The organism is Pengzhenrongella phosphoraccumulans (genome assembly GCF_045689905.1).
In the GTDB taxonomy this organism is placed as follows: domain Bacteria; phylum Actinomycetota; class Actinomycetes; order Actinomycetales; family Cellulomonadaceae; genus Pengzhenrongella; species Pengzhenrongella phosphoraccumulans.
Genome location: NZ_CP144210.1, coordinates 1,555,408 through 1,578,550, shown reverse-complemented (window position 1 = coordinate 1,578,550; position 23,143 = coordinate 1,555,408). Strand labels below are relative to the sequence as shown.

The following is a 23,143-nucleotide window of genomic DNA, read 5'->3' as shown; positions in this document are numbered from 1 at the left end:
CAGACATATGAGATTGTGCTCGATGAACCGCCCCCAGGTCGCTTTCGCGAATGTTAATCCACAGATCTCGGTGTGCTGTTCTTTGTCCACACCCCCTCCCCGACGACGGGGCAGTCAATGTCAGTGGCCCCGGTTAGTGTGGATTGCATCGGAAATGGTGAAGTTTCACCACTTCTGAGGCAGCAGCGGTATTCCTGACGGGCGGCGGCGGGGGTGTGGCGTGACCTTTGAAGAGGACGAGCGCGCGTCGTCGCGGCCGCCTGCACCCACCCCGCCGGCCACCTCCCCGCCGGCTGCCCAGCCGCCCACACCCACACCCACACCCATGACTACCTCTTCGCTCGGCACGGGGCCGTCGTCGCAGCCGCCCACACCGCCGAACTCGTCCGCGCGGCTGGCGTCGTTGTCGTTGGCGGATCGGGCGGCGGCGATCCGGGAGCACGTCGACGCGTTAGCCGAGGTGGAACCGCGGGACCTGGACGGCGCGGGCGCGTTGGAGTTGTTCGACGTGGTGTTTGAGCTGTCGGACCGGTTGCAGGCCATCGCCACCCGTGCGCTGCCCGTGGTGGAGTGTGAGGTGCCGTGGAACGCCAGCGGTGCGCGCACGTTCCCGACCTGGTTGGCCCGCCGGGCGCACCTGACCTACGCGAAGGCTAAGCGGATGACGCGCCTGGCCCACGCCCTGCGTGACGACCTGCCCCTGACCGCGGCGGCGGTGGTCACCGGGGGTGAGGGGCGGGTCAGTGTGGAGCAGGCCAAGATCCTGACCACGGCCGCGGCGACCAGCGAGGTGCGCCGGGCGGTGTTGGCGGACCCGGACGCCCCGGTGGGGGAACGGTTCCTGCTGGACCAGGCCGCGCAGGTCAGCGCCGACACGCTGCGCATGCTCGCCCGCCGGTGGGCGGCCGCGGCGGACCCGGAGGCGGACGAGCGGGGATACAAAGATGCCACCGAGCGGGAGTTCTTCGACGTGTCCGCCACCACGGGTGGGTGCCACCTGTCGGGGTTCTTGACCACTGAGCACGGCCAAGGTCTCCTGGTCGCCCTGCAGGCTGTGCAGGGCGTCCCGCCGGCCGGGGATGACCGGACCGCGTCGCAGCGCCGCGCGGGTGCGTTGTCGGACCTGGCCCGACTCACGTTGGACCAGGGCCTGACCAGCAAAGGCGCCTCAGTACGACCGCACATCAGCGTGCTGGTGGACTACCCGACCCTGATCGCGATGACCACCCGCGCCGGGGTGACCCACCTGCTCGACCCGACCCTGCACCCGACCGACTGCGACCGGGTGGACCCGGCCCTGCTGTTCCCGCCCCCCGCACCGGGCGGGCTGCTCGACCCCGGGCTGCTCGACCCCGCGGTGCTCGACCCCGCGGTGCTCGACCCCGCAGTGCTCGACCACGGGCCGCTCAACGGCTTGCCGCTGGTCCCGCAGGTGCTTCGTCCGGCGGTGTTCGAGGACGGGCAACCGGTCCCGCGCGTCGTGCTGGATAAGCTGTTGTGCGATGCGGAGATCAGCCGGTTCATGTTCAGCCCGGACTCGCAGCTCATCAATATCGGCCGATCCAAACGCACCTTCACCGGCCAATTACGTCGCGCGATCATCGCCCGCGACAAACATTGCCAATACCCGGGTTGCACTGCGCCGCCGCGCATGTGTGAATGCCACCACTCCATTCAATGGTTCCGTGACCACGGTGACACCGATGCCACCACCGGGGTGCTGCTGTGCTGGCACCACCACGACCACACCCACGACCACGGCATCGAGATCACCTGGACACCTCACGGCTGGCAATTCACCGACCGCCACGGAACCGTCATCCGCCGCTGACCCGGGGGACCACCCCGATGACCTGGAACGCTCCGCCGGTTGGTCGTCCTCGGCGTGGGGGTGGTGCGGCTAGGGCTCGCGAGTCGCTATCGGTTCGCCCGGCCAGTCGCCGAACAGCTCGAAGACGTCAGACGGCGACAGGTAGGAGGCATTGGAGGCGGGGTCCACCAGGCTCGTGGCACCCAGAACCCGTGACCCCTGCTCGACGCTCATCGAGATCCCTGGCTGCCAGGCGGGCCACGTCCACAGCACTCGGATGCCCTGCTCGAGCACGACCTCGGGGTCAACCGTCGAGGCTGCGTCCATGACGAGATGCGCGTGGATCTCTTTGCCGTAGTCCGTCCGGGTGCCGAAGTCTTCGACCGCGCTCACGCCGTCGATGGCGGCGAGGGCCGAGCGGAGGTCGTCCTTGGCCGCCACCTCGTCCACCGTGGGAGCGCACGCGGCGACGAGGGCCAGCCCCAGCAGGGCCGGCAGCGCCGCCGAGAGGGCAGAGGCGATCGCGCGGCGGCTCACGGGGTCACCCGTTCGTACTGGTAGTCGAGGACACTCGACTCCGCTGACTGGCGGAAGAAGGGCTCGGCGGACGCGGTGAACGCCTGGACGCTCGGATCGGTCGAGGTATCCACGGCTCCCCCGCCCGCGATGTAGCGCTGGTAGTCGTGCGCGTTGCCGGGGTGCAGGTACTCCGTCTTCGGCCCGTCGTCGGTGAACGTCACCGTCGTCCAGTTCGGGCGATCGAGGCCGTTGTACCCATCCAGCCGAGGGACCACGTCCCTGCTGTCTTGCAGGGCGAGCACCTGGACGCCGTCGGGCACGGCGACGCGGTCGATCGGTGACCCGCCCGTGACGACGTGGGTGACGTTGTAGTCCCGCTGGGCGATTTCGTTCGCGGCGACGTTGGCCGCGGTGATCCCGCCGAGCGAGTGGCCGGTGAGCATCACGGGCTCCCCGGTGAGGATCGCCGAGCGCGCCAGGACGTCGAGCACCGCCTGCTCGTACTGCGTCTGGCGCTCGGCCATGAGCAGGACGTCGGAGCTGAGGTCCGCCAGGGTCGGCCCGGCGCTGGGGCTCCACTCCTGCGTACCGGGCAGCTGGATGATCCACGCCGACGAGCCGTCCGGCTGAGGCACCTGGATGACCCTGATTCGACCGGCGTCGTCCTTCATCAGGTCGTCGTCGTTCGCACTGTCGACGCCGGCATAGCCGACCTCCATCTGCCCACGGAAGACGTCGGCGACGCCGTGCGGGATCACCGCGACCGCGGGTGTCGTGCCCAGCTTCGGGCTGACGAAGGCCCTGTCCTGGAACGCGCCGACCGACTGCCCGAGCCCGATGATGCGGCCGACGGCGTCGGCGTAGGACGTCGGGGGCAGCGGCTTGCCGCCCGCGAGCAGCGCGCCGGCGAGGACGATGCCGCCGGGTAGCAGGAGGGCACCCGTCGCGAGGCCGGCCTCGAGGCCGGTCACCAGGCCGGGCGCGCCCAGCGCCAGCGTCACGGCAAGGTCGGCCACGAGCGGGGTGACGACGCCGCGGGTGAAGGACTCGAGGTCGTGCCGCATTGCGGCGCCGACGTCGACCGGGTCGCCGGTGAACAACCAGTCGACCGACTCGGTGACGGCGCCCTTCGCGCCGCTCAGCACCACAGCCGCTGGTACGACGACGACGGCCGCCACCGCGGCCACGGCGACCGCACCGACGGCGAGCGGTACGGCGACGAAGCCGAGGGCAAAGCCGGTGACGTCGGCACGCAGCTCCGCGAGCGCGGCCAGTGCCGCGTCGACCGTCTCGTAGGCGTCGACGGCGGCGGTGAGAAAGAACCCCGTCGCGTTGACCTGGACCGCCGCGACCACGAGTCGGGCGGCGGCGTCGATGATCTGCACCTTGGCGACGGCGCCCGTCACGGGCGCCAGGACGAGCGAGGACGCGAGGTCGCCGTCGGCCGCGATCGCCCCGACCGAGACGGACCAGCCGATCAGGTCGACTCGGACCGAAGCGAGGATGCCCGCGGTGGTGCGCATGTCGTCGTGGTTGGCCCGGACACCGCCGGCCCCGCCCAGGACCGTGACCTCGCTCACGAGTCGCTCGGCGGGTTCTGGCCTAGCGCGGTGGCGAGGGCGAGCACGAGCGCGCGGCGCATCGTGGTCAGGCTCTGCCCGGTGACGCGCACCTGGGCGCCGTGCGCGATGTCCTGCGCCGATCCTGCCGTGCCGGTCAGTGCGACGCTGAGTCCGCGCCAGCCGTCCGAGCCCAGGATCCAGTGCCCGGTGCTCCGGTGGGGTGCGGGCGAGCCCGGCCGGGCAACAACGGTCACGTCAACCCCGCCGAGCACGCCGAACTCCAGGCCACGCAGCGCGATCGGCCACTCGTCGAGGTCGGCCCGGCCGACGACGGCGTCGACCACGGCGGTGTCGCCCGCGGCGAGGGCGAGCAGGAACGCCTCGGAGTCGACGAGGCCGAGGGTCGCCGCGGGCAGGTCGGGGTCGGCATCGGCGCCGTCGGGCCAGAGGTCCGCGACCAGGTCGACGAGCCCGGTCATCGTGTCGATGGAGAGCTCGATCGGATCGAGCTCGATCAGCGGCACGGGTGCCGGGGCCGTCCCTGCGTGGTCAACCGCCCGGCCGCGCACGAGCCCGACGACGACGTCGCCTCGCGCGGCGAACCAGCCGTGCCGCACGAGGTCGAGGTCCCACGCCGTCACCTCGACGGCGACCGACGGTTTGGCTGCCGCCGCCCACCACAGGGCGCCGAACGGGGTGAGGGAGCTGTCCAGACGGGGGTCGGTGATGTCGGGGGAGTCGGCGCGCAGCCTTGCGACGGGGCCGCTGATCAGGCGCGCCTCCCGCAGCCGCCCCAGGCTGGCGACGGTGCGCTCTGCCCGCTCGGCCGGGGGGAGTGCCGGGTCCCAGTCCAGGTCGAAGGCCGATGAGAGCGAGATCTGCGGCAGGCCGCGCAGGAGGACGACGAGATCCTGTGCGCCGAGGCGACTCTGGGCGACCCACGGTCGGGCCGCCATGGCTGCGAGGGCCGCCTTCTCCGCGTCGTCCGCTCCGGGGTTCTTCATCGGTGCTCGATCTGCGCGCGCAGCTGCAGCCAGCCGATCGAGCCGGCCTCGGGCGCCGACGCGAACACGAGCGAGATCACGTCGCGGGAGCGTTCCACGGCGCCGGTCGCGGTCTCGTAGGCCCCGGTCACCGTGTCCGCGACGGCATCCGCCGCCGTGGCCAGCAGCCGGTGGGCCGCGTGGACCTGGTCGTCGACCCAGTCCTGCGCGGCGCGGATCGCGGCTTTCGTCGCGTCCACCTCGTCGGCGTGGTGCTCGAGGTCGCTCGCGGCCTGGTCGACCTCGTCGGCCAGCGTCCGAAGCTCGGCGCCCGCAGTCGCGAGGTCGGCTCGATAGCGGTCCGCAGCGGTGGAGACCCAGTCGGCGCCCGCTGCCGTGCCGGTGGTCAGAGCACGGTCGCGGAGGTCGAGGGAGATCTGCCGCAGCCCGCGCACCTGCCTCCGGAAGACCTCGGTATCGATGAACATCAGCCCGGTTCCCCCGTCGGTGGTGCGTGTGCACAACCTAGAGCACGGTCAGGGAGGATCGTCCGTCACGGTGCGTGCGTCACGGTGCGGCGGGGAGGGTCACCGTGAACGCCGTGGCGCCCGGTGCGGTGTCCACATCGATGCGACCGCCGTGCGCGGTCACCACGGCGTCGACGATCGCCAGGCCCAGGCCGGTCGAGCCGGCACCCGGTGACCGGGCTGCGTTGCCCCGGGTGAACCGCTGGAACAGGTGCGAGCGCAGCGGTTCGGGGATCCCGGGACCGTTGTCCTGGATGCGGACCGTGACGTTCTCGCCGTCGGCCCGGATCGTGGTGCGCACAACGGTCCCGGGCGGGGTGTGCACGCGGGCGTTGGAGAGCAGGTTGACCAGGACCTGCTGCAGCCGATGGTCGTCCCCGATCACGACGGCGCGTGGTGCGTCGGGCTCGTCGCTGTCGCCCTCACGCTCGCCGTCCTCGCCCTCGCCGTCCTCCCGGTCGCCGTCCTCCGGGTCGGCGGACGCGACGCCGTCGGCCAACTCGCGGTCGTCGGACCAGTCCTCGCCGCCGGGCAGGTCGAGCTGCCAGACGTGGTCGGGGCCGGCCGCGTGCGCATCCGCGACCGCGTCCACGGCGAGCGCCGCGAGGTCGACGTCGTCGGTCCCGAGCGGCCGGCCGGCGTCGAGCCGCGCCAGCAGCAGCATGTCCTCGACCAGGGCGGTCATCCGCAGCGACTCCGACTCGACCCGCCCCATGGCGCGCAGCGCGTCCGGGTTGAGCTCGCCCGGCAGGTGTCGGACCAGCTCCGCGTAGCCGCGGATGGCCGCGAGCGGGGTGCGCAGCTCGTGGCTGGCGTCGGCGACGAACTGGCGCACCTGCGTCTCGCTCTCGTGCCGCGCCTCCAGGGCGGCCTCGACGTGGCCGAGGAGCCGGTTGAGGGCCGCCCCCACCTGGCCGACCTCGGTGCCGGGATCGGTGTCGACGTCCGCCACGCGTTCGGGCAGGGCGACCGCGCCGCGGTCGAGCGGCCGTTCGGCGACGCGGGTGGCGGTCGCCGCCACGCGCTGCAGCGGGCGCAGCTCGCGGCGCACCAGCACCATCCCCGCGACGAGGGCGAGCAGGAGCCCGAGCGCGGCGACCGCCACCTCCACCGCGACGTAGCCCCGCACGGTGTGGGTCGCCGCCGCGGTCGACAGGCCGGTGACCACGAGATCGCCGCCCGACGTCGTCGTCGCGATCGCGCGGTAGGTGCCGAGCTCGGGGACGTCGACCATGTGCGGGTTTCCGTCGGCGGGAAGCGCCTCGAGCACGGCGACCTGGCCTGAGGTGAGCTCCTGGAAAGCACCGGTGGAGTCGATGTACCCCGACTTCGTCACGCCGTCGTGCTCGAACAGGCTCAGCGTCCCCGCGCCTTGCCCGGGCACCCGCAGACCGGGGGGGAGGTCCTCGACGTCGATGTCGCTGTCCGGCTCGGTCGGACGCTCCAGGAGTGACGGGGCGGTTCGCTGCGGGGCGTTCGCGGCACGCTCGCTGGCCGCGACGAGCTGGGAGTCGAGCTGGCCGATCAGCGACCCGCGCAGCGCGAGCGCCGAGGCCACGCCCATGATGCTCGCGACGGTGGCGAGCAGGACGATCAGGACAGCGACCAGCCGGCGCCGCAGCGTCCAGCGCCCGCGGCGAGAGATCACGGTCGTCACTGCTGGGTCGAGTCCTCGCCGGGCTTGAGCAGGTAGCCGACCCCCCGCAGGGTGTGGATCATCGGCGTGCGACCCGCGTCGATCTTGCGCCGCAGGTAGGAGACGTACAGCTCGACGATGTTCGCCTGGCCGCCGAAGTCGTACTGCCACACGCGGTCGAGGATCTGTGCCTTGGACAGGACGCGCTTGGGGTTGCGCATGAAGTACCGGAGGAGCTCGAACTCGGTCGCGGTCAGGTGGATCTCCAGCCCGCCGCGCGTCACCTCGTGACTGTCCTCGTCCATCGTCAGGTCGCCGACCACCAGGGTGGCCTCCTCGCGCTCCGCGGTCGCACCGGCGCGGCGCAGCAGAGCCCGCAGCCGCGCGACGACCTCCTCGAGGCTGAACGGCTTCGTCACGTAGTCGTCGCCGCCCGCGGTCAGGCCGGCGATGCGGTCCTCGACGGCGTCCTTGGCGGTGAGGAACAGGACCGGCACGTTCGGGTTCGTCACCCGGATCCGACGCAGGACCTCGATGCCGCTGATGTCGGGCAGCATGACGTCGAGCAGGATGACGTCCGGCTCGAGGTTGCGGGCGGTCCGGATGGCGGCCTGCCCCGTCAGCGCGGACTCCACCTGCCAGCCCTCGTAGCGCAGCACGGTTGAGAGCAGCTCACCGAGTGCAGGTTCGTCGTCGACGACGAGGGCTCGAATCGGCGAGCCGTCCGCCCGGGTCAGGTTCTCGCGACCGCGGGCCGAAGTGGTGGTGGTGGACATGCATCCAGTCTGATCCTTGTCGCTGTGTCGCGACTGGTTCTCCCCTGTGAGAAACCTGTGTGCGTTTCGCGCCGAAGCGGTCGGGCTTCACAGCCACGCCGACCGCGGGACCCAGGAAGTTCACAGCCATCCGGGTCAGAGTCAGGGACGTGGTCGACCATCCCGGACGGCCCGAAGGAGGTCACCATGAGCACTGTCCTGGAGTCGGGCACCGTGCGAGCAGCGGTGGCGCAGCGATTCGTCTCGTCGCAGCGCATCCCCGCGTCGCAGCGGACAGTGGTGACAGACGACCCGACCTGGATCACCGCCACGATCCGGCCGGTCGGGAGCTTCGGGCGCGACGACACGAGCCGCCTGCGCGCGCTGCTCGACGCCCTCGCCGCGTGCGCCTCGATCGTCGTGCTGGACCTGCAGGCCGCGCGGCTGCGCAGCTCGCGCGCCGCCGAGGTGATCGAGGACGCCGCGTGGGACCTCGAGCGTCGCGGCGGCTGCCTGATGTGCGTCAACGTCGACGACGAGGCGCGTGCTTGCCTGGCCTCCGTCGGGGACCACGCCATTCTCATGGGCGCGGTGCCGGACGGCGTCGGGCGCGATTGAGCGTGCGTTGACCAGTGCGTCGACCCGCCGCGGGAATCGCTCGGCCGTCCGGGACGTCGCCTACCGTGGAACCGTGAACCCCACCGGACCCGTCGCAGCGCCCTGGCCGGCCACGCGTCCGGCTGCCGCGCCTCGGGTCGTCTCTAGGGTCGGCATCGCCCTCGGGCTCACGACGGCGCTCGTGTCGGCCGCGGGCGTCTGGCTCACCTGGCGGATCTTCGTCGCGTCCGTCCCCGGCCAGCGCGTCGACCAGGCCGTCTTCGAGGGGGCCCGCTACGGGCGCAACCGCCTGTGGCAGCTGGCCCAGCCCGTGCTCGACGTCGTCTCGGTCCCTTACATTGCGCTCGTGCTGATCGCCGCGGTGCTGATCGCCGTCGTGCGTCGGCGCTGGGGCCTCGCCATCCAGGTCGCGCTCCTCGTGGCGGGGGCCAACCTCACGACCCAGGTGCTCAAGAACGTCGTGTTCGACCGCCCAGACCTCGGTGCCACCCCGGTGTTCTCCAACGCCCTCCCGAGCGGGCACACGACGGCGGCCGCCTCCGTGTCCGCGGCGCTGGTCTTCGTGGTCCCGCCGCGTGCCCGACCCTGGGCGGCCGTGCTCGGGGCGGTCTACACCGCAGCCACCGGGGTGTCGACCCTGATCGGGGGCTGGCACCGGCCGGGCGACGTCGTGGCCGCGGTGCTGGTCGTGCTGGCGTGGAGCGGGCTGGCGTGCGCCCTCGCCGCGGCCTCGCCGCCGCGGCCCACCGCCGACCTGGCTGCCACCGCGACCGGGCAGATCGTGCTGCCGACCTCAGCCCGGTCAGGGGCTGCGCGACGGCGTCGCGGCTTCGCCGGGTTTGGTCTCGGCGGGGTCCTGCTCGTGCTGGTGGCGCTCGTTTCCGCGCTCCCGGCCGCCTATTCGATGGTCGTCTCGTGGACCACGGCGCAGCCCCTCGACTCCCGCGCGGAGCTGCTGGTGGCGTACGCCGGGGGTGCGTTCGGAGTGGTCGCGGTGAGCAGTCTCGCGTTCGCGGTGCTGCTGGTCGTTCGGCAGTCGGCTGGCGCAGTGGTCGACCAGACGTCGTAGAGTGCCCGATCGACGCCCCATTGTTCTCGCTCTCCCGCCCCATCGTTCGACCAGGTTGTCAAGGAAGCAGGTCCGCATGTCCCGCAAGCTCGTCATCGTGGAGTCGCCGGCAAAGGCGCGCACGATCGCCAGCTACCTCGGCTCGGGGTACGAGGTCGAGGCCAGCGTGGGGCATATCCGTGACCTGCCGCAGCCGTCCGAGCTGCCCGCGGACATGAAGAAGGGCCCCTTCGGCAAGTTCGCCGTCGACGTGACGAACGGCTTCGAGCCGTACTACGTGGTCGACGCCGACAAGAAGAAGAAGGTCGCCGAGCTCAAGCGGCTGCTCAAGGACGCCGACGAGCTCTTCCTCGCAACTGATGAGGACCGCGAGGGCGAGGCCATCGCGTGGCACCTGCTGCAGGAGCTCAAGCCCAAGGTGCCGGTGCACCGGATGGTGTTCCACGAGATCACCCCCGAGGCGATCGCCCGCGCGCTCGAGAACACCCGCGACCTCGACACCCGGCTCGTCGACGCCCAGGAGACGCGCCGCATCCTCGACCGGCTGTACGGCTACGAGGTCTCGCCGGTGCTGTGGCGCAAGGTGCGCCAGGGACTGTCGGCCGGCCGCGTGCAGTCCGTCGCGACCCGGCTCGTCGTCGAGCGTGAACGGGAGCGGATGGCGTTCCGCGCCGCCGACTACTGGGACGTCAAGGGCCAGTTCGCGACCGCTGACGCGGGCGAGCCCGTCTTCGGCGCCCGCCTCACGACGGTCGACGGCGCTCGCGTCGCGACCGGCCGCGACTTCAACGACCAGGGCGAGCTGACCACCCGGTCCACCGTGCACCTCGACGAGGATGCCGCCCGGGTGCTGGTCGCGGCGCTCGAGACGGCCGACTTCGCCGTGCGCAGCCTCGAGACCAAGCCGTACACGCGCAAGCCCGCCGCCCCGTTCACCACGTCGACGCTGCAGCAGGAGGCGTCGCGCAAGCTGCGCCTGGGTTCGCGCCAGACGATGCGCACCGCGCAGTCGCTGTACGAGAACGGGTACATCACCTATATGCGGACCGACTCGCCCGCGCTGAGCTCGCAGGCGATCGACGCCGCGCGTCGCCAGGCCGCCGAGCTGTACGGCGCGGAGTTCGTGCCCAACGCGCCCCGCATCTACACCTCGAAGGCCAAGGGGGCCCAGGAGGCCCACGAGGCCATCCGCCCCGCGGGTGACTCGTTCCGCACCCCGGCCCAGGTCGCTCGCGAGCTGTCGGGCGACCAGTTCAAGCTCTACGAGCTCATCTGGAAGCGCACTGTCGCCTCGCAGATGGCCGACGCCCGTGGGTCGACCGCCTCGGTGAAGCTCGGTGCGCACGCCAGCGACGGCCGCGACGCCGTGTTCTCGGCATCGGGCACCGTCATCACCTTCCGGGGCTTCATGGCCGCCTACGAGGAGGGTCGCGACACCGAGCGCTACGCGGACGACGTCGCGCCGCCGTCGGGCAAGGGCACCGACGACGCCCGCCTGCCCCAGCTTGCGCAGGGTGACCCGGTCACGGCGAACGACCTGACCGCCGACGGGCACCAGACCTCCCCGCCGCCGCGATTCACCGAGGCGAGCCTGATCAAGGCGCTCGAGGAGCGCGGCATCGGTCGGCCGTCGACCTACGCGGCGACGATCTCGGTGATCCAGGACCGCGGCTACGTGTCGAACCGCGGGCAGGCGCTCGTGCCGAGCTGGCTCGCCTTCGCGGTGACCCGCCTGCTCGAGGAGAACTTCCACTGGCTGGTCGACTACGACTTCACCGCAAGCATGGAGGAGGACCTCGACGCGATCGCGGCGGGGGACAAGAACCGCGTCGAGTGGCTGACCCGGTTCTACTTCGGCGACGCGGACGGCGCAGGCGCGGGCGAGATCGAGGGTCTGAGTCACGCGGTCGAGAACCTCGGGGAGATCGACGCACGCGAGGTCAACTCGATCGACATCGGCGACGGCATCACGGTGCGCGTGGGTCGGTACGGGCCGTACATCGAGGAGATCGCGGTCGCCGGCGCCGTGGGGGACCCCAAGCGGGCCGCCGTCCCGGAAGAGCTGGCCCCCGACGAGCTCACCGTCGCCAAGGCGCGCGAGCTGCTCGAGACCCAGGCCGAGGGCGACCTCGTGCTCGGCGTTGACCCCTCGACCGGCACGACGATCGTCGCCCGGAACGGGCGCTACGGGCCGTACGTGACCGAGCAGCTGCCCGAGCCCGAGCTCGCGCCCGACCTGTCGGCCGCCGCGAAGAAGAAGGCGCTCGCCGCGTTGCCCAAGCCGCGCACGGGTTCGCTCCTGTCGACCATGCAGCTCGCGACCATGACGCTCGCGGATGCGCTCAAGCTGCTGTCGCTGCCGCGCGTCGTCGGGGTGGATCCGGAGTCCGGCGACACGATCACCGCCCAGAACGGGCGCTACGGGCCGTACCTGAAGAAGGGCACGGACTCGCGCACGCTGCCGACCGAGGACGCGATGTTCGACGTCACGCTCGACGAGGCGCTCGCGATCTATGCGCAGCCCAAGCGTGGCCGCGGCGGTTCGGCGGCCGCCCCGCTGCGCGAGCTCGGCGAGGACCCGGTCTCGAAGAAGCCGATCGTCGTCAAGGAGGGCCGGTTCGGGGCGTACGTGACCGACGGCGAGACGAACGGGACGCTGCGGACCGAGGACGCGGTCGCGACGATCACGCTCGAGCGAGCGGCCGAGCTGCTCGCCGACAAGCGCGCCCGCGGCCCGGTCAAGGGCCGCAAGAAGACGGCAGCGAAGAAGACGGCGGTCAAGAAGACGGCTGCGAAGAAGACGGCGGCCACGAAGACGGCAGCGAAGTCGACCGCAGCGAAGAAGACGCCGGCGAAGAAGGCCGCCACGAAGACGACGGCGACCGCGCAGCGCTGACGCGACGGATTGAGGAGGGGGAGGGCTCGCTTGGTGGCGGGACCCTCCCGGCCGAGCAGGAGCGCTTCGTGGCACTTCGTCGGCGCGGGGGGATCACCTCGCAGATCGGTGCGGCGCAGCTTCGTCTCGCTGGGCGAGTGATCCAACCGGGTGGAGGCTGTTTTCCGAACCTTCAACCACAGTTGTCGCCACACCGCTCCCGCATCCCCCTGCGAGGCGGGAACGCGACCGCGCAGGAGGTATGACTCCTAAGCGCGGTCGGTATGACCAATCTACGCCAGTGTTCGGGCACGACACGAGTCCGAACCCCTGGTTCTCGCCAGAAACCTGTGACTCGTGCGGCGGAATCGGCAAAAACTGGTCTGGATCCGTCCGGTCAGGACCACTCGATTGCCGACGTCGTGCTCGCGGAGCTCCAGTCGTCCGATCGGGGAACCTCCGCCCCACTAGGTTGGGGTCATGGCACACGTGGACGACCCTCGCACCGCTCCGTCCCTCCGCTGGGGAATCCTCGGCGCAGGTTTCATCGCTGGAGCGTTCGCGGACGCGGTGAACTCGCACACCCGATCGCCCATCCTGGCGGTGGGTTCGCGTAACCGCGACCGCGTCGAGCGGTTCGCGACGGCGCACGGCATCCCCTCGACGCACCTCGGCTACCGCGGGCTCGTCGAGGACCCCCAGGTCGACGCGGTGTACATCGCCACCCCGCACTCCGAGCACCGCGCGCACGCCCTGCTGGCGATCGCTGCGGGCAAGCACGTGCTCGTCGAGAAGGCCTTCATGCGCAACACCGGCGAGGCCGAGGAGGTCTTCGCCGCCGCGCGTGCCGCCGGGGTGTTCGTGATGGAGGCCATGTGGACCCGCTTCCTGCCGCACGTGGCTGCGCTGCACCAGGTGATCGCGGCCGGCGAGATCGGCGAGATCGTCAACATCACTGCCGATCACGGGCAGTGGTTCGAGCCCAACCCGACCGGTCGGTTGTTCGACCCGAAGCTCGCGGGCGGCGCGCTGCTCGACCTCGGGGTGTACCCGGTCTCGTTCGCGCACGACTTCCTCGGGGTGCCCGACGCCGTGACCGCGGTCGGCAAGATGACCGACACGGGCGTCGACGGCCAGGTGAGCATGGTTCTTTCGTACGGTGAGCGCGCGCAGGCCACCTTGTCCACGACCCTGTGGTCGAAGACGCCGACCACCGCGTCGATCTCCGGCACCGAGGGTCACATCCAGGTCGCCGGCGACTTCTACGCACCGACGGCCTTCACCGTCACGCGTCGCGACGGCGCGAAGTGGACCTTCGACCGTCCGGCGGTCAAGGGGCTCCAGTACGAGGCGGCGGAGGTCGCGCGCCGCGTGGCTGCCGGTGAGACCGAGAGCCCCAGGATCACCTGGAACAACACGCTCGAGGTCCTGCGCACGCTGGACGCGGTCCGCGCGCAGATCGGCCTGGTCTACCCGGGCGAGTAACCCGCGCCGCGGGCTCGTCGGTGGGGACCGATATCCTGAGGTCCGTGAGCACTCAGCCCCGTCCCGGTTTCTTCCTGTCCTTCGAGGGCGGCGAAGGCGTCGGCAAGTCGACGCAGGCCGCGCTGCTCGGTGACTGGCTGCGCGCTGCGTACGGTCGCGAGGTCGTGCTGACGCGCGAGCCCGGTGGCACCACGCTCGGCAACGAGCTGCGCAACGCGGTGCTCCACGGAGAGGACGTCGACCCGCGCACCGAGGCGCTGCTGTACGCCACCGACCGCGCGCACCACGTGCACTCCCTCGTCCGGCCGGCGCTCGCGCGAGGCGCCGTCGTGATCACCGATCGCTACCTCGACTCGTCGGTCGCCTATCAGGGCAACGGTCGCGACCTGGGGGCCGACGAGGTCGAGCGCCTGTCGCTCTGGGCGACCGAGGGCCTGTTGCCGCAGCTCACGGTCCTGCTGGACCTGGACCCGTTGATCGGCCTCACCCGGCTGACCGGTGACCCCGACCGCCTCGAGCGCGCGGGGGACGAGTTCCATCGGCGCATCCGGCGGGCCTTCCTCGACCGCGCCGCCGCCGACCGCGGCCGCTGGCTCGTCGTCGACGCCTCCCGGACCGTCGCCGAGATCCAGGCCGACATCCGCAGCCGCGTCGCCGAGGTGCTCGCCACCGACCTGCCGGCCACCCCTCTCCCTACCACCGACCTGCCGGCCACCGACCCGCGCACGCACGCGTTGCTCGCCGACGACGCCGGCCCCCGATGAGCGTCTGGGACGACATCGTCGGCCAGGAGGCCGCCGTCGAGGTCCTGCGCGGAGCCGTGGCCGACCCGGCCGCGATGACGCACGCGTGGCTGATCACCGGCCCGCCCGGCTCGGGCCGCTCCAACGCCGCGCGGGCCTTCGCGGCGGCCCTGCAGTGCCTCGAGGGGGGCTGCGGCTACTGCCTCGCCTGCACGACGGCGCTTGCCGGCACCCACGCGGACGTGACCGTCGTCGCCACCGAGACCGTCGGCATCAAGATCGACGAGACCCGCGCGCTGGTCTCGCTCGCCCAACGCGCCCCGTCGGGCGGCCGGTGGCGCGTGATCCTCATCGAGGACGCCGACCGGATGGCAGAGCGCACGTCCAACGTGCTACTCAAGGCGATCGAGGAGCCGCCGCCGCGGACGGTGTGGTTGCTCTGCGCACCGAGCCCGCAGGACGTCGTCGTGACGATCCGCTCGCGGGCCCGGTCGCTCGCGCTGCGCGTGCCGCCGGTCGAGGCGGTCGCCGCCCTGCTCGTCTCCCGCGACGGCATCGACCCGCAGGTCGCGGCGGTCTCCGCGCGCGCCGCCCAGAGCCACATCGGGATCGCCCGGCGCCTGGCACGGGATCCGGAGGCGCGCGAGCGGCGCGCGCAGGTGCTCGCCATCCCGGCGGCGATCCGCGGCGTCGGTGATGCCGTGCTCGCCGCCGGTCGGCTGGTCGAGGTCGCGCAGGCCGAGTCGAAGTCGGCGACCGAGCACCGGGACGCCGAGGAGAAGTCCGCGCTGCTGCGCGCGCTCGGGGCTGAGGGCGCCGCGACCCTGCCGGCGAGCCTGCGCTCGCAGGTCACCCAGCTCGAGAAGGACCAGAAGAGCCGCGCGACCCGGGCGCAGCGCGACGTGCTCGACCGGTCCATGATCGACCTGCTCTCGTTGTACCGGGACGTGCTCGTCGTGCAGCTCGCGGCCGGGGTCGACCTCGTCAACGCGACGTTGGACGACCAGGTCCGGCTGCTGGCCGCGGGCAGCACCCCCGAGCAGACGTTGCGCCGGATGGATGCGATCGGGCTGGCGCGCACGCGGCTGGCGGGCAACGTCGCTCCGCTGCTCGCGATGGAGGCGATGACGATCGCACTGCGACCGCAGGGGTAGCAGCGCGTCGAGTTCGCGGCCAGTGGCCCAGCATTCCCGGTTACCGTTGGGGAGTGCCTCGCCCCACCGACCGACCTGTCAGCAGCTCTCCCGCCGCCCCCGAGCACGCGTTCGCGCGCCGCCGGGCAGCGACCCGCCGCAGGCGTGCCGTCGTGGCCGTGACCGCGCTGGCGCTCGTCCTCGTCGGGTGCAGCGCGCCCAAGCACCAGGCGGCCGTCGAGTCCGCGACGTCGTCGGGCACGGGCGAGGTCGTCGACGCGGCGCTCCAGCCGTTCTACGACCAGGAGATCGCGTGGAGCGCGTGCGACGCGTTCGAGTGCGCGAAAGCCACGGTCCCCGTCGACTACGCCGAGCCGGCGGCCGGTTCCATCCAGCTGGCGCTGAAGCGCGCGCCCGCCACGGGCGGCAAGCCGATCGGCTCGCTGCTGATCAACCCGGGCGGCCCGGGGGCGTCCGGGGTCGATCTCGTGGACTCCGTCGTGACCACGTTCGGCAAGGACGTCCTCGCGCAGTACGACGTCGTCGGCTTCGACCCGCGCGGGGTGGCGTCGTCGAACCCGGTGACGTGTCTCGACGACGCGGCGAAAGACGCGCTGCTGAGCAAGGACTTCGCCTACTCGACCGATGCGGGGATCGCGGCGGCGACGGCGGCGTACACCGCCATGGGCGCCGTGTGCGAGACGAACACCGGCCCGCTGCTCGGGCACGTCGACACCGTGAGCGCGGCGAAGGACATGGACGTGCTCCGCGCGGCGCTCGGCGACGAGAAGCTGACCTACCTCGGCTACTCCTACGGCACCGCGCTCGGCGCGACCTATGCCGGGCTGTTCCCCGCGAAGGTCGGGCGGATGGTGCTCGACGGCGCGCTCGACCCGGCGCTGTCGTCCACCGAGCTCGGTCTCGGTCAGGCGGTCGGGTTCGAGGGGGCGCTGCGCGCCTACGTGACGGACTGCCAGGGCGGCGCGTCCTGCCCGCTCACCGGCTCGGTGGACGACGGACTCGCGCAGATCAAGGACCTCCTGGACCGCGCGCGGCGCAGCCCGCTGCCCACGTCCGGCGACCGGACCGTGACCGGCACGCTCGCGTTCTACGGGATCGCGGTCACGCTCTACGACAACGCGTCCTGGAAGTACCTCACCCAGGCGCTGACCGCGGCGATCAACGACAACGACGGCTCGACCCTCCTGCAGCTCGCGGACTTCTACAACGAGCGGAACGCCGACGGCTCCTTCGCGTCGAACTCCACCGAGGCGTTCACGGCGGTCAACTGCCTGGACAGCACCTCGTCCGCCGACCCGGCCGTGATGCAGGCCGAGGCGGCACAGCTCGAGGCGGCCGCTCCGACGGTCGGGTACTTCTTCGGCTACGGCGGGGTCATCTGCGCGGGCTGGCCGTACCCGCCGACCGGGACGCCGGGGCCGATCACCGCCGACGGCGCCCCGCCCATCGTCGTGATCGGCACCACGAACGACCCGGCCACGCCGTACAAGTGGGCCGAGAACCTCGCGAACGAGCTCTCGTCGGGGGTGCTGCTCACCTATGAGGGTGAGGGGCACACCGCGTACGGTCGCTCGAACGCGTGCATCCTCGACGCCGTCGATGCCTACCTGCTCGAGGGGACCGCGCCCGCCGCAGGAACTCGCTGCTGACCGGCGGCCGGGCCGGGTTCCGCGTCGGCGTCGACCTGCACGCACCAGGCCCGACGGCGCGGCTCGCCTTGCGCGATCCCGCTCGCTTTGGCACCAGCCGGGTCGTGTAGGTAGAGTGGCCCCGCTCGCCCGGGCTTGTGGTCATGGGCGGTGCCGCCTTAGCTCAGTCGGTAGAGCGTCTCACTCGTAATGAGAAGGTCAACAGTTCGATTCTGTTAGGCGGCTCCACAGAAAGAAAGACCCCTCACCTGCGGATATGTAGGAGAGCGGGGACGTAGGCGACCATCACTGGCTATCGACAAGGGCCGGCCCGAGCGGCTCGACGTCGCGCCCCGATCGTGGTGCGGGTGACGCCGGCCAGCGGGACCTCGCGTGGTGGGTGTACCTATCGGGCGCCGGAATCGACCGCGTGACCGACGCTCGAGCGTGCGGTCGGGGTGCCGGAGGTCCACGCCTGGCGTTGTTCTGGGGTGACGTTCGTGATCGTGCGGTCCTGGAGCCAGTGGTCGAGTTCGACCGCGGGCACGGGTCTGGACACGACGAAGCCCCGAGCCTGGTCACACGCCAGACGTGCGAGCGCGGTGTAGGTGACGTCGTCCTCGACACCTTCGGCGACCATCCGTAGGCCGAGGCTGTGGCCCAGGGCGATGATCGACGCGACCAGGGCCGCGGCGCGGGCGTCGTCGGACATCGGGGCGACGAAGGAGCGGTCGATCTTGAGCTCGTCGATGGGCAGGTCGCGAAGGTAGGACAGGGAGCTGTAGCCGGTGCCGAAGTCGTCGATGGAGATCTGTATGCCACTTTGTCGCAACCGGGCCAGGATGGCCCGGGCCCTTTCGCGGTCGGCCATCAGGAACTCCTCGGTGATCTCTAGCTGGAGCACACAGGGAGCGAGGTTCCGGGCGGCGAGCATCGCGGCGACCTGATCGGGAAGCTCGGCGTCGACCAACGAGCTCGCGGAGAGATTCACCGCCACGCTCAGGTGCTGGCCGTGGGCCCACCAGGTGGCGACCTGGTCGAGGGCGATCTGCAGGACCACCCGAGTCAGGGAGCGCATCAGCCCGGCCTCCTCGACGAGGTCCAGGAACTGGTCGGGGTAGAGCAGGCCCCGGGTGGGGTGGTCCCACCGAACCAGGGCCTCGACGCCGTGAACGTCGCCGGTGCGAAGGTCGACCTTGGGCTGGTAGTGCACGACGAGCTGCTGGCCGGCCAAGGCAGTTCGCAACTCCTCGATCGTGCGCAACCTGGTGGCGCCGTCGTCGTCGGCCCCACCGTAGACGTGGATCTCGCCTGAGGCCTTGGCCTTGTACATCGCGATGTCGGCCTTGCGCAGCAGAGTGCCCAGGTCGGTGCCGTCCTCGGGGAACAGCGCGATCCCGATGCTGACGGTGCTGTGGATGGTCATGTCCGCTAGCGCGAACGGCTGGGACACAGTGGCGGAGGCGATCTGTGCCATGGCCACGGCCTCAGCGTGGCCGGCGTTGTCGAGCAAGATCGCGAACTCGTCGCCGCCGAGACGCACGAGCAGGTCCGCGGTCCGCAGGTGCTCACCGAGGCGGGCGCCGACGCCGATCAACAACTGGTCGCCGAAGTGGTGGCCGAGTGAGTCGTTGACCTCCTTGAAGCGGTCCAGGTCCAGCATGAGCAGGGCCTGGCGTCGGCACTGCGGGTCTGCCAGCCGGGCCGCGGCCTCGGAGTACAGGGACCTGCGGTTGGGTAGCCCGGTCAGGTCATCGGTGCTCGCCTGGTCCTGCACCCGGCGCAGCATGTGGACCATCCTGACGATGACGAGCAGCCCCAGGACGGCGGAAGCGGCTACGACCGGGCCCGCGCGCAGTGGGACACCGGCGATCAGCTCACCGGCGATGATCGCCGGGCCGATCAGCAACGCTGCCGCGAGGGTGACGAGTTGCCCTGCGTGCGCCGAGTCGGCGCGGGTGAGGGTCGGCGCGGAGAATGCGCGCATCGACGGGTGAAGCGCGACCGCACCAGCCACCACGAACACACCCAGCCACCACGGATCCAGCAGCGTGGGGTGGACGTTGATGGTCGGCATCAGGGTGGAGACCTGCAGCAGACTCTGCACCGCGAGCATCGCGCCGACCAGCCCCGCCACCACCCGGGACGCGGCGCACCCAGGCCCGGGGGCCTTGGCCAGGCGCACCAACGCTCCGAAGAGCAGTACATTGCCCAGCGGGTAGGCAACGTCGACGAGGCTGTCGAGAATCGGCTTCTGGGAAGCGACCCAGGCGGGCTCGATCAAGAACACCCAGGACAGCAGCCCCACGCCCACCGCAAGGATGGCGCTGTCCACAAGCGCGGTGGGACGGGCTTCGCGGCCCCGGCCGCGAGCAAACAGGAGAAGACCACCGACGACCAGCGGATAGGCGGCCAGGCACAACGCATCCGTGGGTGAGGCGTACCCATCGACCCCACCGCCGTCAAGCCACGCGTCCACTGCGCCTGCCAGAACCCACGACCCCATGCCGGCCGCGAGGAGATACCAGGCGATCGGCTGGGTGGGCCTGTTCCTGCGCGCGCCCACCACCATGGCGACTGATCCCGAGGACGCAACCAGGCAGTACAGGGCGTCTCGCCCGACCCCGACCGGCAGTAAGACGTCAGCCACGGCGGCCAGCACACCGACGAGCAGGTACCGCCCCCATAGCGACCTCATCGCGCCCCTCTCTTGCCCCTTCTCACTCATCGGTGACCAACGACCAGAGTTGAAGCCTTAGCGGCCCTCGGCGCGGCCGCGGGACCTCAGGGCGCCATCGTGCGCTGCAGCGAACCGCTGTAGCCCGGCCCAGCCACGACCGCGGAGTCGGCCACCGACGTGGAGGCCCACGTCGACGACCGACGCGGTTGGCCAGCCTTCGATGCCGCCATCGCGGCCCGCTCACCCCATCGGTAGTGACCGACGCCGACTCACCGCCCCACGCCTGACGACCATCGTCCCGGTGGACCCGGCGAGCCCCAGCCGTTCGGGCGCCGACGTTGTCTAGGTTCGCACCCAGTCAGGCGAGGTGCCGTGGCCGTTGCCGCGGATAAGGTTGTCCAGCACGTCGGGGCGCCCGATGTGGTAGCCCTGGGCGAAGTCGATCCCTTGGTCCGCGACGAAGCGCAGGGTGTTCTCGTCGCCGACGAACTCGGCGACAGTTTGCTTATTCAGGCCGTGGGCGATGGTGACGAGGGCCTGGATGACGAGCTGGTCGGTCTGGTTCGCGATGCAGTTGGCGATGAACTCGCCGTCGATCTTGATGTAGTCGAAGTGCAGGTGCTTGAGGTCGTAGAAGGACCCGAACCCTGAACCGAAGTCGTCCAGGGCGAACTGGCAGCCGATGTCGGTGAGCCGTTCGGCGAAGGTCCGTGCCGCTGGGACGTTGCCGATCGCCGCGGTCTCGGTGATCTCGAACACCAGGCGGGACGGGTCGGCACCGGTCTGGCGGAATTGCTCCTCGAGGAAGGTGAGCAGGTCGGCGTCTCCGACGGACAGCCCGGAGATGTTGACCTCCAGGACGGTTTCCGGGGATAGATCCGGGTGGGTGAGCAGGTCGATGGCTTGGCCGGTCACCCACCGGTCAATGCGTGCGATCAGGCCGGTTCTCTCGGCGGTGTGCAGGAACTCATCGGGGCCTATCGTGGCGCCGTTGTCGTCGAGCATCCGCAGGAGCAGCTCGTACCGGCTGACCTGGCCGGTGTGCAGATCGAGGACCGGCTGGGCGTGCAGCTCGAAGCGGTCCTTTTCCAGCGCGACGTTGATGCGCTCGACCCAGTCCAGCCGGGTCTTGGTCGGAGGTTGCTTGGGGACGGCGCCGTCATAGAACGACGACCGATTGCGGCCGGCGCCCTTGGCTGCGTACAACGCGACGTCTGCGTTGAGCAGGACCCCCTCGCCGCTGAGGCCCGGGTCGTCGAACATCGCCACCCCGGCGCTCGTGGTGACCACGCGCCGATGGCTACCGGACAGCACGGTGACCTGGTTGCGGACCGCGCGCAAGATCTTCTCAGCGGCGGCCTGCGCCTCCTGGCGATCAGCGTGGGGGAGGATGACGGCGAACTCGTCGCCTCCTAGGCGCGCGACGACGTCGGTGCCGCGCACGCTCCGGTTCAGGACTCGGGCGATCGAGGCGATCAGCTCGTCCCCAGTCAGGTGCCCGAGGGTGTCGTTGACCTCCTTGAAGTGATCCAGGTCCAACATGATGAGCGCTCCGGACGGACCGTATCGGGCAACCTCACCGGCCTTACGGTCCAGCTCGGCCTCGAAGCCGCGCCGGTTGAGCAGCCCCGTGAGCGGGTCATGCATAGCGAGGCGCGCCAGGTTGGCCTCCGACAGGGCCAGAGCCCGCGCAGCGGCGTCACGTTCCGTGGCATCGCGCCAGGTGATCGACAGCTCGTCACCGGCCCGCACTCCGCGGAGGTCGTGGTGACGTTCGGCACCGCCCTCGCGCGCCAGGGGATACACGACGTTGTCCAGGATCAGGGGATCGCCGGTCTCGAGGACCTGCCGGTAGAGCTCCATCAAGTTCAGACCCTCCTGGCCGGGCAACAGCTCAAGCACCCGCATCCCCACAAGACGGTCATGGTCGAGGTGGGAGTTCTCACACGCAGCCGGGTTGGCATCGACATACCTGAAGTCCACGATGCGACCTACCTCGTCGCGGACCGCCGCCAGCAAGACCTGCGGGTCCAGCATCGAGTCCACGATCGCGCGCAGGCGCGCCCGGTCTGCCGCGGCCCTCTCCTCTGCACGCACGAGTTCGTCGACGTCCCTCAGCGCGGTCGCGACACCCACCGGGTTGCCGGCGTCATCCGTCAACGCCGTGGCAGCTGCAGACATCCACCGGTAGCCACCGGCCACGGTCCGCATCCGGACCACGAGCGCTCCCGCGGACGCCGGGGGCTCTAGCGAGGAATCGATCCGCACCCGCTTGTTGATGGAAGGTTCGTGGTCATCGGGATGAATCAGGTCGTCGAACACGGTGCCCACGAGGTCCGCAGGGGCCCATCCCAGCACGGAAGTGACTGCGGGCGATACCCAGGTGACCTGGCGATCGGGGTCGGACAGTACGACGACATCCGACGTGTTCTGCGCCAGCAGCTGGTCATGCCAGCTGCTGGCTCGCAGCTCCGCCTCCGCCTGGCGTTGTTGGGTGACGTCGCGCGCCGAGACCAAGAGCCCGTCCCCGAACCGGGAGGCGGTGAGGCTGAAGGAACCCTCCACCCCGTTCTCCTGAAACCACGGCACGTCGAACACCACGGGCAACCCAGACTCGATCACCCCGACCTCGGCATCAAAGAGTCCCAACTCCTTGACCGACGGAAAGAGCTCGACCAACCCGTGCCCGAGGACCGCCTCGACTGGCAGGCCGTAGAGCCGGGCCACCGCGTCGTTCACATACGTGTACATCAGCTCCACGACCGAGCCGTCCGCAGCACGGACGGCTTTCATGATGAACACCGGATCCGGCAACGCCGCCAGCGCGGACCTCAACTCGACGCCCGAGGCCACCCCCGGACTCCGAGCGCCCTCATCACCATCCGGTGTGCTCACGAAAGACTCCACGCGAGAGACAACAATGTCCCTCCAGGTAACCACTTCCTCACCCAAGCGTCACCAGGAAGTCATCCGGCACCGAGCCCCACGGGGCGATAGCCCGGTACGAGCGAGAGCGGTCGCGCGCGACCGCGCCGTCGAATCCCCTTCCAGGCACCCCAGCGACCAGGCTGGCCCGCGTCGACGTCACCTGCCGAGCGG

16 protein-coding genes and 1 tRNA gene are annotated in these 23,143 nt (G+C 70.9%); 9 read left to right on the top strand and 8 right to left on the bottom strand.

The window, feature by feature from the left end:
- Window positions 1–325: 325 nt before the first annotated feature.
- Window positions 326–1,831, top strand: coding sequence for a DUF222 domain-containing protein (locus VTA80_RS07325; RefSeq protein ID WP_407344739.1), 1,506 nt, complete (start codon window positions 326–328; stop codon window positions 1,829–1,831).
- Between the two features lie 69 nt (window positions 1,832–1,900).
- On the opposite strand, the gene VTA80_RS07320 is transcribed toward VTA80_RS07325, so the two are convergent.
- The 6 genes from VTA80_RS07320 to VTA80_RS07295 form a co-directional block, all read right to left on the bottom strand.
- Entirely contained in the window at window positions 1,901–2,347 is a 447-nt protein-coding gene (locus VTA80_RS07320; RefSeq protein WP_407344738.1) for a hypothetical protein, read from the bottom strand.
- Window positions 2,344–3,909, bottom strand: coding sequence for a hypothetical protein (locus VTA80_RS07315; RefSeq protein ID WP_407344737.1), 1,566 nt, complete (start codon window positions 3,907–3,909; stop codon window positions 2,344–2,346). Before VTA80_RS07315 ends, VTA80_RS07320 begins: the two co-directional genes overlap by 4 nt.
- Window positions 3,906–4,895 carry a hypothetical protein gene (locus VTA80_RS07310; protein WP_407344736.1) on the bottom strand — a complete coding sequence of 330 codons (990 nt, stop codon included), beginning with the start codon at window positions 4,893–4,895 and terminating at the stop codon, window positions 3,906–3,908. The genes VTA80_RS07315 and VTA80_RS07310 overlap by 4 nt, the downstream gene beginning before the upstream one ends.
- Complete coding sequence (locus VTA80_RS07305) at window positions 4,892–5,362, bottom strand: hypothetical protein (protein ID WP_407344735.1); 471 nt, start codon at window positions 5,360–5,362, stop codon at window positions 4,892–4,894. Before VTA80_RS07305 ends, VTA80_RS07310 begins: the two co-directional genes overlap by 4 nt.
- Before the next feature lie 79 nt (window positions 5,363–5,441).
- The gene (locus tag VTA80_RS07300) at window positions 5,442–7,058 is read right to left on the bottom strand and encodes a sensor histidine kinase (RefSeq protein ID WP_407344734.1); all 1,617 of its coding nucleotides are present in this window, start codon (window positions 7,056–7,058) and stop codon (window positions 5,442–5,444) included.
- Window positions 7,055–7,813: a response regulator transcription factor gene (locus tag VTA80_RS07295; RefSeq protein WP_407344733.1), complete on the bottom strand. Its 759-nt coding sequence runs from the start codon at window positions 7,811–7,813 to the stop codon at window positions 7,055–7,057. Before VTA80_RS07295 ends, VTA80_RS07300 begins: the two co-directional genes overlap by 4 nt.
- A 186-nt stretch (window positions 7,814–7,999) precedes the next feature.
- On the opposite strand from VTA80_RS07295, the gene VTA80_RS07290 reads away from it, so the two are divergent.
- The 8 genes from VTA80_RS07290 to VTA80_RS07255 all read left to right on the top strand — a co-directional run bounded on the left by VTA80_RS07290 (window position 8,000) and on the right by VTA80_RS07255 (window position 17,613).
- Window positions 8,000–8,410, top strand: a complete 411-nt coding sequence (locus VTA80_RS07290; protein WP_407344732.1) for a hypothetical protein — start codon at window positions 8,000–8,002, stop codon at window positions 8,408–8,410.
- A gap of 73 nt (window positions 8,411–8,483) precedes the next feature.
- Window positions 8,484–9,479 (top strand): phosphatase PAP2 family protein, encoded by a 996-nt coding sequence (locus VTA80_RS07285; protein ID WP_407344731.1) that lies wholly within the window; start codon window positions 8,484–8,486, stop codon window positions 9,477–9,479.
- 76 nt (window positions 9,480–9,555) lie between these two features.
- On the top strand, window positions 9,556–12,375 hold the full coding sequence (gene topA, locus VTA80_RS07280) for a type I DNA topoisomerase (protein WP_407344730.1): 2,820 nt from the start codon (window positions 9,556–9,558) through the stop codon (window positions 12,373–12,375).
- A gap of 459 nt (window positions 12,376–12,834) precedes the next feature.
- Complete coding sequence (locus tag VTA80_RS07275; protein WP_407344729.1) at window positions 12,835–13,839, top strand: Gfo/Idh/MocA family protein; 1,005 nt, start codon at window positions 12,835–12,837, stop codon at window positions 13,837–13,839.
- A 44-nt stretch (window positions 13,840–13,883) separates the two neighbouring features.
- Window positions 13,884–14,603, top strand: coding sequence for a dTMP kinase (gene tmk / locus VTA80_RS07270; protein WP_407344728.1), 720 nt, complete (start codon window positions 13,884–13,886; stop codon window positions 14,601–14,603).
- Window positions 14,600–15,736, top strand: coding sequence for a DNA polymerase III subunit delta' (locus tag VTA80_RS07265; protein WP_407344727.1), 1,137 nt, complete (start codon window positions 14,600–14,602; stop codon window positions 15,734–15,736). The genes tmk and VTA80_RS07265 overlap by 4 nt, the downstream gene beginning before the upstream one ends.
- Window positions 15,737–15,789: 53 nt before the next feature.
- Window positions 15,790–17,385, top strand: coding sequence for an alpha/beta hydrolase (locus tag VTA80_RS07260; RefSeq protein ID WP_407344726.1), 1,596 nt, complete (start codon window positions 15,790–15,792; stop codon window positions 17,383–17,385).
- 152 nt (window positions 17,386–17,537) lie between these two features.
- Window positions 17,538–17,613: transfer RNA gene (locus tag VTA80_RS07255), tRNA-Thr, on the top strand.
- Between the two features lie 157 nt (window positions 17,614–17,770).
- Here VTA80_RS07255 and VTA80_RS07250 read toward each other — a convergent pair.
- Both VTA80_RS07250 and VTA80_RS07245 read right to left on the bottom strand, forming a co-directional pair.
- Window positions 17,771–20,062 carry a putative bifunctional diguanylate cyclase/phosphodiesterase gene (locus VTA80_RS07250; RefSeq protein ID WP_407344725.1) on the bottom strand — a complete coding sequence of 764 codons (2,292 nt, stop codon included), beginning with the start codon at window positions 20,060–20,062 and terminating at the stop codon, window positions 17,771–17,773.
- Between the two features lie 324 nt (window positions 20,063–20,386).
- Window positions 20,387–22,939: an EAL domain-containing protein gene (locus VTA80_RS07245; RefSeq protein ID WP_407344724.1), complete on the bottom strand. Its 2,553-nt coding sequence runs from the start codon at window positions 22,937–22,939 to the stop codon at window positions 20,387–20,389.
- Window positions 22,940–23,143: the final 204 nt, after the last annotated feature.